Genomic DNA, 12,136 nt, shown 5'->3' on the forward strand with positions numbered 1-12,136 from the left:
AGACGTAAAAGGATTATTATGAGCAAGCTTAACCCTTATTTTGGTGAATTTGGCGGCCAGTACGTGCCACAAATTTTGGTGCCTGCGCTCGATCAACTCGAGCAAGCGTTTATTGATGCGCAAGAAGATCCCACCTTTAAAGACGACTATATTCGTCTATTGCAAGAATACGCGGGACGCCCCACCGCACTGACGTTATGCCGTAATCTTACCAAGGGCACCAAGACTAAACTCTATCTCAAACGTGAAGATTTACTCCACGGTGGCGCGCACAAAACCAACCAAGTGCTTGGCCAGGCGATGCTCGCTCAGCGCATGGGCAAATCAGAAATTATTGCCGAAACGGCGCCGGACAACACGGCGTGGCGACCGCACTCGCATGTGCGCTGTTGGGGCTAAAATGCCGCATTTATATGGGCGCCAAGGATGTTGAACGTCAAAGCCCCAATGTGTTTCGCATGAAGCTGATGGGCGCAACGGTGATCCCCGTGCACGCGGGCTCTTCGACCCTCAAAGATGCCTGTAACGAGGCGATGCGCGACTGGTCTGCCAACTATGATACCGCGCACTACTTGCTCGGCACCGCGGCCGGCCCTCATCCTTTCCCGACCATTGTGCGCGAGTTTCAACGCATTATTGGTGAAGAAACCCGCGAACAAATCCTGCGCGCAGAAGGCCGCTTGCCCGATGCGGTGATCGCCTGTGTCGGCGGCGGCTCAAACGCCATTGGCATGTTTGCTGATTTTATTGAAGACAAAGACGTGCGCTTAATTGGCGTGGAACCGGCCGGTAAAGGACTCGATACCGATCAGCACGGCGCCCCCTTAAAACACGGCAAGCCCGGGATTTTCTTTGGGATGAAATCGCCATTAATGCAAGATGAATATGGCCAAGTAGAAGAGTCGTATTCCGTGTCTGCCGGGTTAGATTTCCCGTCCGTGGGACCTCAACATGCCCACCTCAACGCCATTGGTCGTGCTGAATACCCGGCGGCCACGGATGACGAGGCGCTGGAAGCCTTTAAATCACTGGCGCGTAATGAGGGGATCATTCCCGCATTAGAAACCGCCCACGCCCTGGCACACGCGCAAAAAATGATCGCCGCCGACCCCAATAAAGAGCAGATATTGGTGGTTAATTTATCGGGCCGAGGCGACAAAGATATTTTTTCGGTTTATGAGATTTTAGAAGGCAAAGGAGAGCTGTAATGGTGGCACCATCAACGCGATACTCATCAATGTTTGCAAACTTGGATGCCAAACAGCAAGGCGCCTTTGTTCCCTTTGTGACCTTGGGGGATCCGAATCCTGAGCAATCGCTCGCCGTGGTCGATGCCTTGATTGAAGGTGGCGCGGATGCCCTAGAGCTCGGCATGCCATTTTCCGATCCGCTCGCTGATGGGCCGACCATTCAAGACGCCACCATCCGAGCGCGGGCAGCCGGCACTACACCCGATACCTGTTTTGACATGTTAGCGACCATTCGTGCCAAGCACCCCACGATTCCCATTGGGTTATTAATGTACGCCAACTTAGTCTATGCTCGGGGTATCGAAACATTTTACACCCGCTGCGCTGAGGTTGGCGTCGACTCGGTGCTTATCGCCGATGCCCCGATTTCTGAATCCGCCCCCTTTCGTGATCACGCCCTAGCGCACGGTATCGATCCGATTTTTATCGCCCCACCCAATGCGGACGATAAAACCCTCGCCAAAGTGGCCGAGCTGGGTCGTGGCTATACCTATTTGGTATCGCGCGCCGGGGTAACTGGTGCGGAAGCCAAAGCCGGCACACCGGTCGAGCACTTGCTAGGTACCCTACTTCATCATCAAGCACCGCGCCCGCTACTTGGGTTTGGTATTTCAACCCCTGAGCAAGTCAAGGCAGCCATTGTGGCCGGAGCCGCCGGTGCAATATCAGGCTCAGCGGTGGTGAAAATTATTGAAACCCATCAGCACGACGTGCCGACTATGCTCAACGCGCTTACTGAGTTTGTCCGAGCCATGAAAGCGGCAACAGCACACGCCTCGTAGCTTTCAGTCGCTTGTCGTCATCAGTACCGATAGCAAAAAGCCCACCAGGCAAGTCGTGCCATGGTGGGCTTTTTTTACAACAGCGGACTAAACATATAAAAAAACTGCTCGATAGGTTTGAGGTAAACCGGCCTTTGTTGCCAGCTCTCAGGGTTCACGCGCGAAGACTGAGCCAGATAATCCTGATGTAATTGGTTAATAGCAGCACAAAATTCAGGGTCATCGACAGTCAAAGTCAATTCAAAGTTTAACCATAGGCTGCGCATATCAAGATTTACCGTTCCCACTAAGCAGTACTGCTCATCGACAAGCACTGACTTGGTATGCAATAAGCCACCGCTGAAGCGATAGATGTTTATCCCCGCTGACATCAAGTCCTCAAAAAATGAGCGACTCGCCCACTCCACCATCAGCGAATCATTTTTTTCCGGCACAATGATCGTCACTTTCACACCGCGTTGCGCCGCGGTTTGCAGGCTGACCATCAGGCCTTCACTGGGGACTAAATAAGGCGTGGTAATCGTAATACTGGTTTCCGCTTGGTGAATGGCCAAGGTGAGCACTTGTTGGATCATTCCCTCAGGCAATCCAGGCCCCGACGGAATCGCTTGTACGGCATGATTGGCATGTTGATGATCTTCTATCATCAAGCATTCGGGCGCACTGGGCAGGTCACGAATGCCGGTTTCAACTTCCCAGTCCCAGGCAAATACGCTGCTAAGCACCGATACCGTCGGCCCCGACACGCGAACCATCACATCGACCCACTGACCAACACCCGCATTTTGCTTGAAAAATCGTGGATCGACCATATTCATCGAGCCGGTATAAGCCAGTTGGTTATCGATAATAACCACTTTACGATGCTGGCGAATATCGAGGCGACGAAAGAACATCCTGAACGGGTTCACCGCCAGTGCTTCTATCAGCTCAACCCCGGCCTCGCGCATCGCATGAGGCCATTTACTACGGAAAAAAGCTTTGCTCCCTGCAGAATCCAACATGATCCGCACTGGAATGCCCTGTTTTGCTTTATCGCACGCCGCCTGCGCCACCTCATCAGCGTGCCCGCCCGGGTGCCAGATATAAAACACCATATCCACACTTTTTTGCGCCTGACGAATGTCGAGTGCCACAGATTTAAGGATCTCTGCCGGTTCCGTTTTCAACGCCAATTGATTGCCCGTGAGCTCAGGGACACCAATTCGAGCATGACAGAGCCGGTTCACATGGTGGGATTGCTCATTAATATGATGGGGACGGTGCGCGGGACACGCTTGTAAACTTAACAGCCACTGACGATAAGGCTCAAACATCGCTTTCGCCCGCACGGCTCGGGTTTTCCCCAAGTTCAATTCTCCAAAAAGCAGGTACGCAATCACCCCCACAATCGGCAGAATATAGATAATCATCAGCCAAGCAATCGACACGCCCAGTGCGCGTCGCTTGAATACCACGCGTATCGTTACACCCGCAATTGTTAACCAGTACAGTAACAACAACAGTACGGTAAGGATTTCGTAGACTTTTTCCATGCCCAAGTGCACACCTTGATAGTCATTAATAAAGGGTTAACCCGCTAGCTCTTCCATTCTGCCTAGGTTATGAGCGGGTGCAAGCAACGTCTTGTCTTTAGGTTACGACACAATCAGACTCGACAGTGAGTTAACGCACATCATTGGCGCTTATCTTAGCGCAGTCAGTCATATTATTGTGACAACTCACCGCAATGTTACTAGATTGTTAAATCAGTGATTGCAGCAGAGAAAGTCACTGTGATACTCACTATAGGTAGCGAATCGCGCTTATCACTGTCGAAGAAGTCATCACGAGCAGGAAGAATATGGGGAAATTATGCTTATTTTAGGCATTACATACGGCAAGATCTTCAAATTCTACGCATAAACTGTTTTACTTACGAGTCTTTGAGCTGGGAATCACTCATCCAAGTTCGTAATAAAAAGTTTACACCTTTGACAGTTTCATCAACGACGACATCCTGAGGTGTCGTTAAAAAAATCAATTAATTATCGCAAACGATAACGAGTAGGTATGGCAAACACACAACGCGCACAATTTTCATCCCGCATTGGGTTTATTTTGGCGGCAGCAGGCTCAGCCATTGGGCTAGGCAACATTTGGGGATTCCCTACCCAAACCGCCTCTAACGGCGGCGCCGTTTTTCTATTCATTTATCTGCTAATGGTTTTTATCCTAGCGTACCCTCTTTTAATAGCAGAACTCACTATTGGTCGTTACGGTAATGCCAACCCTGTTCGCTCTTTGTCGTCGGTTGCCGGCGGACACAAGTGGTTGGGCCGCCTGCTCGGCTTAGTCGGTATGCTGGGAGCGACGGGTATTCTGAGCTTCTATGCCATTGTCGCTGGCTGGCTGGTCGGGTTTATGGTCTCGCCTTTACTCACCGCATTGGGCTTTACCGAAACAGCAACCTGGTTAGAATCATTTAGCGATACCCGAAATCTGGTATTGATGCTGTGTTTTATGGTGCCGACCATCCTGGTTGTGCGCAATGGCATTGCTAACGGTATTGAACGTTGGTCATCCCGCCTTATGCCCGTCCTGTTTTTGTTGTTCGTGGTCATGGTGGTGTACATTTTGTTCCAACCGGGTGCGATCGACGGTTTAAAAATGTACCTGATCCCCGATATGTCACACCTGTCACCTAGCCTGGTTGTGAGTGCCATGGGGCAAGCCTTCTTCTCGTTATCGCTCGGTGTCTGCGTGATGATGGTCTACGGCTCTTACTTATCCAAATCTGCCAGCATTCCTAAAACGGCCGCGCAAGTTGCGCTACTCGATACGGGCATTGCCTTTACCGCGGGGCTACTGATCATGCCCGCCATGTTTGTGGCACAGCACAATGGGGTGGCGATATACAGTGAAGCGGGCGAATTGCTGAGCAGCGACACCCTGGTATTTAGCGTATTACCGGCCATGTTTGACACCATGGGCTCGGCTGGCTTATTCATCGGTTTTGCCTTCTTCCTGCTCATGGTGATTGCGGCACTCACCTCGGCGATTTCCATGCTTGAAGTGCCTGTCGCCTGTGCGACCGAAGAGCTGAAACAATCACGAGAAAAAGCGGTCTGGTGGATAGGAGGCCTGATCACCGCCGCCTCGGCCATCATCGTCTACAACTTTGGCGAGCTGTTTGGCTTGGTCGTCACCGTGACCACCGAATACGCACAGCCAATTCTCGGTCTACTGTTTGCGCTTGTCGCCGGTTGGCTATGGCACCGCAACGAAATATTAAAAGAGTTGGTGCAAGGCAGTCCTGAACTGGGCGACACCTGGTTCTGGAAAATTTGGCCCGGATATGTGCGTGTTATTTGCCCCATTTTAATGCTGTTGGTCTTCGGCTGGGATTGGGTTTAACGCTTATCGGACCAATAAAAACTTGCCCGAATGCTGTGTTAGCGGTCACAATTCTTATCTTGTACTGTAAAAAAGGGGCGCATTGCCCCTTTTCAATAAGATGTGAAGAGAGCCATGTCTGACAATAAAAACAACTGCCCACGCGGCCAACTGCTGCTTCGTACATTAGCGATGCCTGCGGACACTAACGCCAATGGTGATATTTTTGGTGGCTGGATTATGTCTCAGCTCGATCTGGCCGGCGCCATTTTGGCGAAAGAAATCTCAGGCGGTCGCGTTGTGACTGTCTCAGTCAATGACATTACCTTTAAATCACCGGTGAGCGTCGGCGATGTGGTCTGCTGCTACGGTACCTGCCAACGTATCGGCAATACGTCGATAACCATTGAACTCGAGGTATGGGTTAAGCCCGTCAGCCATGATGAAATTGGTGATCGTAATAAGGTCAGTCATGCAACATTTAACTATGTTGCCATTGATGAGAACGGCCGCCCTCGCGCGATCAAAAAATAAAAAAAGAGGGCCTTTTTGTTCAACAGGCCCTCTTTTTTCACGGTGAATCGTGGTTACATGTTTTTACGCTCATCGATGCATTCATCTGAGCCCATTTCAAACTCTCGACAAATCCAAGGCCGATTTTCATAAATCGTGCACATAAACGTGTCTCGATCAACCGCCGAGCACCAACCATCGTCAAGCCGTTTCATTACCTCTCCGCCCCAAGCATCGATTTCAATATGCTCTCTCGGTACACCGGTATCGGTAATCAGCATCACCTCTAAGCGACAGCAACACGCTTTACACGTCGCGCAGGTAACATCGGAGGTTGGCACGTTTGTTACTTCAATAGTCATAAACAGCTACATGTGACTGGATTACTGGCATCCTACGCTAAATTGACCGTGTTGACGAACCAAGGCCCTAAGATAGAAGGGAGTTTAAGATAGAAGGGAGTTTATGTGTTTGACTCACTGAATTGCTACACTTGGGATCACAACGCATTCGATTCCCACGGCAAACGCGCGGCCTACATCATGCGCTTGGTGGCTAATAGTGATACCGGCAAGATAGGATCGTAATAGACGTATCATCCACGGCGTAAACCAGCCGATTGGTATCATCAATACGCCGCGACCAAAAGCCGGTCAGGTTTTCTTTTAGTGCTTCGGGCTTACCTATTCCCTCGAATGGCGTTCGTTTTACATCGAGGATAAGCTTGTTGATTCGCTTGAGTGTTTTTCTATCCTGACGTTGCCAGTAAACGTAGTCACGCCACGCATCATCCGTCCAGCAAAGTAAGCGACTACTCATCGTCATCGACTAATGCGTGCTCCATCGCTTTTCCCATCTTGTACTGAGTAATAGACCGATTTAGGTGCTCAGCATTGGCGGGTGAGCGCAACAAATGAACGGTTTCCATAAGGCTGTTGTAGTAGTCAAGCGACATCACCACCGCGTCTTCCGCATCACGTCGGGTGATGATAGTGGTATCAGCGTCATCAACCACTCCATCTAATACCGTTTTGAGGCCATTTCTCGCTTCAGTAAACGAAATAATTTTCATCGGATCACTCCTATTCGTACAACATCGAAGTATAGAGCAACAAACCAGACATGTACAACTTAAAGAACATGTTTAGTGGTTATTCGCTTAACACAACCGCCCCGCAGTGACAGCGGGCCAAGTGTTCGGGTTGGATGGATGTTTGACCGACTTGTTTTATCATGCGCTTACCTGCTCAGTTTCATGGTTATCAAGCGGATAGACTTTCTCAAAGCGCTCTAACACCAAAGGTGATTGGGTTGTAAACGGCACGCCGAGAGTTCGCCCTTCCTGCTCAAAAAATGCAAGATGTGCCTGCCGCCACCACGCATAGCTCTTGTCGCCTTCACCTTCCGCTGCGGCAAATTCAGCAGTCACTTGATCAAACGGGCACTCGCTCACTTCAGTTACTTTAATAATACAAACCGGCTGCTGCGCCCAGTTAAGCACCACAGTTAAACGGCCCACTTGTGGGTAGGGTTCGTTTTCTATCTCATAGCAGGCTTTTAAGCTGCACGATGCGCGTTTAATGCCTTGGTCAATCAAACGAGCGCATTCATTGGCGTTGTATTCATCCGCGCAAAAGTACTCGACAATGGTTTCAGGCACGGCCTGACGTTCTTCGTCACTTAAAGTGGCAAGGTAGGCGTTTAAGTATTCCTGTTGTTCTGTATTCATTAGCATCCTTGATCTTTCTACCTAATTCGCGGTTTGGCACGTTGCGCGAGTTATCAACACAGTAGTTTTAGCCGTTTAATTCACACGTTTGTTTCTTTTACATTGCCAGCTATCGTAGTCATCGCCGATTTGCATACGTGATGCTGACAATGCTTCAACGTCGTACTGAAATCGTCGTGTGCCATTCCATGCCGGTGTAATGTATACGGTTTCAATATCGGAGATATAATCTTGACTGAAGCTGTCTTTGCTCTGAAACTCAAACGGATTGTAAACCAACTTAATTGTCTCGTTGATTAACTCCCATTCACCTGTCGCATCATATAAAAAATGCGCATTCTTTTCGCCAAGAAAATATTCAACACGTCCTTGTAGTGAGAACGCGTTGTTATCTTTTAATGTCCATTGCTCTTTGTAGACTTTATCACCTTGCATGGTAAACGAGCATGTCCACTGCCCCATTAGGTTCTGCTTTTTAATGGGGAGCTCTGCAGCCACAGTACTAAAACATGGCAGCATTGCTGTGAATGTAAAAAAGAGAACACAGTTACTTTTCACACAAACATTCCTTTTATACGTGTTTCTGGTAAATAGTCATCCTCATGCTGCTAGGCACGCAGATGAGGAAGCTATTTGACAGTGTTATCGCTTATTCCACATCGAATTGGTCACTACTTGGACGTAACTGACGCTGGAGGCCTGATAAGAAGTTTCGCAGCACTTGGTCTTTGCACTCTTTATAGTGTTTATTATCCGGTTTACGGAAAAAGGCACTGAGCTCATGCTTACTTAAGCGAAAATCGGCAAGCTGCAGAATATCTAAAATATCGTCTGCTTTTAAGTTCAAAGCAATGCGTAATTTTTGAAAAACGATATTATTACTTAGCCTTTGCTCTGGCTTAGGCTGCTCACCGTCTCGTTTACCACGTTTAAGATTGATAAAGCCATTCAGAAATATCGCTAGTTCTGTATCGCTAAGTTTAACAAAATATTCATCGTCTTCTTTTTTCAGCCAGCGACTGACTTGATCATTGGTCACTGTATAATCGGCTAAAGCGAAGATCTCAGTCGTTACATTATCTTTTAAATCAAATGTATAGCGTACACGGCGTAAAATGTCATTATTGGTCAAAATAGTTCCTAGTCTTAGGTAAATCCAGTGCTATCAACGTGAAAACTGGAAGACATGGATCATATCAGGTTTACTCTCTATTCCCTATCAATTGTGTTCATTTAAGGCAAAGTCATCACTTCAGGCTTGACTGAGCCTCATCGTCCTTCTTCGATAGCAGGCGATCCAAACTGCGTAATAAATCGCATTAAAAGAATAAACCTGCACCGTTGGTAATATGGCGGTGATCGTACGTTCAATGCTCAGAGACGGCGTAATGTGAGATAAAAACCTCGCCAAAAATGAGTGATTGACGACGTACTAAAAAAACATAGATCAACAGCCTAATTAGCAGGCGTCGAAATGGTAATAGTAAGGTTGCTTTTGCTGGGTAAGTTCTCGTTCTAACTTCTCACCACAATATGGACAGCACTGAATCTCCCGATGTCAGGATAGTTGTTCAGATCTGGCCCATTGAGGCGACCTCTGAGCAGCATTCGACACGATTATCCTCCATGCGGGGAGCGGATCATGGTCTGCGTGGGCGTGACAGCCTATCTACCCACTTTTTGGTCGGATCTTTTGCCTTTCCGACACCAGCCGGATCGTAACCTGCTTCTTGAGCTTCTTGGCGTATGGATTCTTAACGGACTCAGAAAAATCGTAATGATCACGCATGTCTATATCCTTCATAAGTCGTTATCGTTTGTCCGCTGGATGATTAACCCCATCATTTGTTACAACATCACCTAAATCAAATGGATTTACCCCGTTTAAGCAACCCACATTAAAACCATACTCACTTGGATCTGAACGCCTTTGGTGATGTGTATAAATACCGCAGTTTGAGCAGAAGTAATGCTTTGCTGTATTCGTATTGAATTGATAAAGTTTTAAACGCTCTTTACCTTTCAAAATACGAATGCCATCCAATTTTACTGAGGCTACTATTGCTCCTTTACGACGGCATATCGAGCAATCACAACGCCTAGGCTTTTCGATGCCCTGTGGCAAGTGCAACTCAAACTCGACTGAACCACAATGACATTGAGCTTTGTGAAACTCTTGAATTACTGTGCTTCCAACTTCCTTGATCATCCGTAACTTCCTAGTTTTCTAACGCTTGCAGCATGCGCACCCTTGGAATGGAGCCAAAGGCGCAATTTAAAGGTCAAAGGGCGCCGCCGTGCTTGGCCGTGTTATGTGTTTAGATCCCTACAGTACAGGGCATATTTTTCGAAATCATTCCGGCTGTAGGCGCCCTCTGCGAGCGTCAAAGGTTCACCATTTAGGAAGCGCTTGTGATGGATATACGGCTCTAACGAATCCCAGGCCTTTATAAAAGCAGGACCCCACATTTTTGAAAAATGCTCTCGACTAATAAGCCCTGACATAGCCATATAGGACAATCGTTGCATCACAATACTGACACGATACGCTGCATCAACGGTTTCTTTACACCAAGCGACCTCATGGTCTTCACTCCCTAGCTCTCCGTTTGAATAGTCGCCTGCATTATGAAGCAATGATAGGTCTGACTTGATCTTTGACATTTCATCCATTGCCCAAAGCAACAGGGTACTGTCCCTATTTTTTACTTCCTCTTTGATGGTGCGGTAAGCAAAAATTACCGACACGAGTAAGAAAAAATTGATGAGAAGCATCAGGATTGATGTAATTGCTGAAACACCAGACCAATCCAGCGGGTTTAATGCTACCTTAACCGATTCCATCTAACCTCCAAGCTAGAAATACACATAACTAACAAACAAGCGGCGTCACTCATTGGTGTTGCACCCGTGACAAAAGAAAGTGGACGGTATAAAAGCAAATGAGTGATCCAAGGTGGACGTGCTCAAGTTCGTACCGTGTTGTATATAGCGATGATGTCTGCGATGCAATGTAATCCTGTTTCTAAAGCCACGTATACCCGATTAGTCGCCGCTAAAAAGCCGAAAAAAGTCGCCATTATTGCCTGTGTGCGCAAGATGGTCGTGATCTTAAATTCGATGCTCACAGACATAAAAATCTCGCTAAAATTTAGTGATTGACGACATACTGGTTTGTTGTGCGCCACTTGCGATTACCTCAAATTAATACCATAATTAGGTACTATTTGGTATCAGGAGATTGCAATGGCTAAAAATACTAGCATCACTCTCGGCGAACACTTTGATAGCTTCATCAGTAACCAAATCCAAAGTGGACGCTATGGCTCAGCAAGTGAAGTAATTCGTTCCGCTCTACGTTTACTCGAAACACAAGAAACGAAAATAAACACTTTACGACAACTACTCGTTGAAGGTGAAGAAAGTGGTATGGCTGATTATGACCTCGATTCGTTTATCAGTGAACTAGATAGCGAAGAGGGAAAATGAAACCATTTCAACTAACCAACAAGGCAAAGTCTGATTTAAAAGACATTGCCTTGTTTACCTCCCGCAGGTGGGGCCGCGAGCAACGTAATATTTACCTCAAACAATTCGATGAATCATTTTGGCTACTCGCTGAAAATCCTGATATTGGTAAAACTTGTGATGAAATCAGAGATGGCTACCGAAAATTTCCACAAGGAAGCCATGTTGTTTTTTATCAACAAATTGGTAGCCAAAACATCCAGATCATCAGAATCTTGCATAAGAGTATGGATGTGAACCCAATCTTTGGCGTATAACGCCTATGTTTCTTCCTACTCTGCCAATCAGCAGTAGACAGGAGAAACACCATGACCCCTCTACAACAACGGCACTTCGATGCTCTTTATCAACAGCACCTCGACAACTTAACGCTTCAAGGCAAACCAACACAGTACAATGGCTAGAAAGGCAAACCACCAAGTTGTTGCCAACCACGTATTTTATGGTGACCTTCCGGTACACCGACAGCCAGATAAATCAATCGGCGACCCGCTCGTTGCCTACCAATCAGTTCCTGATGTTAATACTTCAGCATGTCTTACCCAAAGGGCTACAACGCGTGCGTGACTATGGCTTATTGCATGGCAGCGCCAAACACAAGCGATACCATATTCAACGTATATTGCTTCACGTGGCACACCAGACCTTGCCCGTTGAGACGGCCCCTGAGCAGCATACGACACGATGTTGTCCTACATGCGGGGAGCGGCTCATGGTCTGCGTGGGCGTGACACGACCGAGGTAGCCGAAAGGCGAACAGAATAAGGAGAATGGCGTTCACTTAAACACAGGAGAGCAAACCGACAAAAACCACATCGTATGTAGCGTCAATTATCTTGGCCGGTTTTCCGACAATTATCCTGGCCGGTTGATACCGATTTTTAACTACCGTTGCTCATCGCCATTTTGCGCCGGTAACTTTCACCTTCACAATGAAGGATTGTCGCATGATGCACCAG

The 12,136-nt window shown here is 47.7% G+C and carries 15 protein-coding genes and 2 pseudogenes; 8 read left to right on the plus strand and 9 right to left on the minus strand.

Features of this window, described 5'->3' with window-relative positions; translation table 11 throughout:
* The first annotated feature begins 18 nt into the window (after positions 1–18).
* Both trpB and trpA read left to right on the plus strand, forming a co-directional pair.
* A pseudogene (gene trpB / locus HLG76_RS08215) lies at positions 19–1,208 on the plus strand (tryptophan synthase subunit beta).
* Positions 1,208–2,032, plus strand: coding sequence for a tryptophan synthase subunit alpha (gene trpA / locus HLG76_RS08220; RefSeq protein WP_077661195.1), 825 nt, complete (start codon positions 1,208–1,210; stop codon positions 2,030–2,032). Before trpB ends, trpA begins: the two are co-directional and overlap by 1 nt.
* A gap of 74 nt (positions 2,033–2,106) precedes the next feature.
* Here the strand turns inward: trpA and cls are convergent, their stop codons facing one another.
* Positions 2,107–3,567, minus strand: coding sequence for a cardiolipin synthase (cls, locus tag HLG76_RS08225; protein ID WP_077461026.1), 1,461 nt, complete (start codon positions 3,565–3,567; stop codon positions 2,107–2,109).
* Between the two features lie 517 nt (positions 3,568–4,084).
* Between cls and HLG76_RS08230 the strand changes: the two genes are divergently transcribed.
* Positions 4,085–5,428 (plus strand): sodium-dependent transporter, encoded by a 1,344-nt coding sequence (locus HLG76_RS08230; protein ID WP_021024596.1) that lies wholly within the window; start codon positions 4,085–4,087, stop codon positions 5,426–5,428.
* A gap of 114 nt (positions 5,429–5,542) precedes the next feature.
* A complete protein-coding gene (gene yciA / locus HLG76_RS08235; RefSeq protein ID WP_021024595.1) occupies positions 5,543–5,941 on the plus strand; it encodes an acyl-CoA thioester hydrolase YciA in 399 nt (132 codons plus the stop codon).
* 53 nt (positions 5,942–5,994) lie between these two features.
* Here the strand turns inward: yciA and HLG76_RS08240 are convergent, their stop codons facing one another.
* The 8 genes from HLG76_RS08240 to HLG76_RS08275 form a co-directional block, all read right to left on the minus strand.
* The gene (locus HLG76_RS08240; protein WP_021024594.1) at positions 5,995–6,282 is read right to left on the minus strand and encodes a YkgJ family cysteine cluster protein; all 288 of its coding nucleotides are present in this window, start codon (positions 6,280–6,282) and stop codon (positions 5,995–5,997) included.
* A 193-nt stretch (positions 6,283–6,475) separates the two neighbouring features.
* Positions 6,476–6,745 carry a Txe/YoeB family addiction module toxin gene (locus HLG76_RS08245; protein ID WP_217706524.1) on the minus strand — a complete coding sequence of 90 codons (270 nt, stop codon included), beginning with the start codon at positions 6,743–6,745 and terminating at the stop codon, positions 6,476–6,478.
* On the minus strand, positions 6,732–6,992 hold the full coding sequence (locus tag HLG76_RS08250; RefSeq protein WP_046073446.1) for a type II toxin-antitoxin system Phd/YefM family antitoxin: 261 nt from the start codon (positions 6,990–6,992) through the stop codon (positions 6,732–6,734). The genes HLG76_RS08245 and HLG76_RS08250 overlap by 14 nt, the downstream gene beginning before the upstream one ends.
* Positions 6,993–7,151: 159 nt before the next feature.
* Complete coding sequence (locus HLG76_RS08255; protein ID WP_175993450.1) at positions 7,152–7,649, minus strand: ASCH domain-containing protein; 498 nt, start codon at positions 7,647–7,649, stop codon at positions 7,152–7,154.
* 75 nt (positions 7,650–7,724) lie between these two features.
* Positions 7,725–8,111 carry a hypothetical protein gene (locus HLG76_RS08260; protein ID WP_175993451.1) on the minus strand — a complete coding sequence of 129 codons (387 nt, stop codon included), beginning with the start codon at positions 8,109–8,111 and terminating at the stop codon, positions 7,725–7,727.
* 187 nt (positions 8,112–8,298) lie between these two features.
* The gene (locus tag HLG76_RS08265) at positions 8,299–8,781 is read right to left on the minus strand and encodes a DUF1456 family protein (protein ID WP_021024588.1); all 483 of its coding nucleotides are present in this window, start codon (positions 8,779–8,781) and stop codon (positions 8,299–8,301) included.
* 678 nt (positions 8,782–9,459) lie between these two features.
* Positions 9,460–9,855, minus strand: coding sequence for a GFA family protein (locus tag HLG76_RS08270; RefSeq protein ID WP_175993456.1), 396 nt, complete (start codon positions 9,853–9,855; stop codon positions 9,460–9,462).
* A 104-nt stretch (positions 9,856–9,959) separates the two neighbouring features.
* Positions 9,960–10,493 carry a hypothetical protein gene (locus HLG76_RS08275; RefSeq protein ID WP_175993452.1) on the minus strand — a complete coding sequence of 178 codons (534 nt, stop codon included), beginning with the start codon at positions 10,491–10,493 and terminating at the stop codon, positions 9,960–9,962.
* Between HLG76_RS08275 and HLG76_RS08280 the strand changes: the two are divergent.
* The 4 genes and pseudogenes from HLG76_RS08280 to HLG76_RS08295 form a co-directional block, all read left to right on the plus strand.
* Positions 10,494–10,811, plus strand: a pseudogene (locus HLG76_RS08280) (transposase); the annotation flags it as partial.
* Positions 10,812–10,895: 84 nt separating this feature from the next.
* Entirely contained in the window at positions 10,896–11,138 is a 243-nt protein-coding gene (locus HLG76_RS08285) for a type II toxin-antitoxin system ParD family antitoxin (protein ID WP_077647087.1), read from the plus strand.
* Positions 11,135–11,434 carry a type II toxin-antitoxin system RelE/ParE family toxin gene (locus HLG76_RS08290; RefSeq protein WP_175993453.1) on the plus strand — a complete coding sequence of 100 codons (300 nt, stop codon included), beginning with the start codon at positions 11,135–11,137 and terminating at the stop codon, positions 11,432–11,434. The genes HLG76_RS08285 and HLG76_RS08290 overlap by 4 nt, the downstream gene beginning before the upstream one ends.
* Positions 11,435–11,601: 167 nt before the next feature.
* Positions 11,602–11,922: a transposase gene (locus tag HLG76_RS08295; RefSeq protein WP_303245985.1), complete on the plus strand. Its 321-nt coding sequence runs from the start codon at positions 11,602–11,604 to the stop codon at positions 11,920–11,922.
* Positions 11,923–12,136 lie beyond the last annotated feature (214 nt).

This window comes from Salinivibrio sp. EAGSL (genome assembly GCF_013366455.1).
GTDB classification, from domain to species: domain Bacteria; phylum Pseudomonadota; class Gammaproteobacteria; order Enterobacterales; family Vibrionaceae; genus Salinivibrio; species Salinivibrio costicola.

Bases quoted from the DNA above. Each gene is read 5' to 3' on its own strand.
- HLG76_RS08250 (WP_046073446.1), bottom strand. From the start codon at position 6,992: ATGAAAATTATTTCGTTTACTGAAGCGAGAAATGGCCTCAAAACGGTA.
- cls (WP_077461026.1), bottom strand. From the start codon at position 3,567: ATGGAAAAAGTCTACGAAATCCTTACCGTACTGTTGTTGTTACTGTAC.
- trpA (WP_077661195.1), top strand. From the start codon at position 1,208: ATGGTGGCACCATCAACGCGATACTCATCAATGTTTGCAAACTTGGAT.
- yciA (WP_021024595.1), top strand. From the start codon at position 5,543: ATGTCTGACAATAAAAACAACTGCCCACGCGGCCAACTGCTGCTTCGT.
- HLG76_RS08260 (WP_175993451.1), bottom strand. From the start codon at position 8,111: ATGGGGCAGTGGACATGCTCGTTTACCATGCAAGGTGATAAAGTCTAC.
- HLG76_RS08255 (WP_175993450.1), bottom strand. From the start codon at position 7,649: ATGAATACAGAACAACAGGAATACTTAAACGCCTACCTTGCCACTTTA.
- HLG76_RS08285 (WP_077647087.1), top strand. From the start codon at position 10,896: ATGGCTAAAAATACTAGCATCACTCTCGGCGAACACTTTGATAGCTTC.
- HLG76_RS08275 (WP_175993452.1), bottom strand. From the start codon at position 10,493: ATGGAATCGGTTAAGGTAGCATTAAACCCGCTGGATTGGTCTGGTGTT.
- HLG76_RS08240 (WP_021024594.1), bottom strand. From the start codon at position 6,282: ATGACTATTGAAGTAACAAACGTGCCAACCTCCGATGTTACCTGCGCG.
- HLG76_RS08230 (WP_021024596.1), top strand. From the start codon at position 4,085: ATGGCAAACACACAACGCGCACAATTTTCATCCCGCATTGGGTTTATT.
- HLG76_RS08245 (WP_217706524.1), bottom strand. From the start codon at position 6,745: ATGACGATGAGTAGTCGCTTACTTTGCTGGACGGATGATGCGTGGCGT.
- HLG76_RS08290 (WP_175993453.1), top strand. From the start codon at position 11,135: ATGAAACCATTTCAACTAACCAACAAGGCAAAGTCTGATTTAAAAGAC.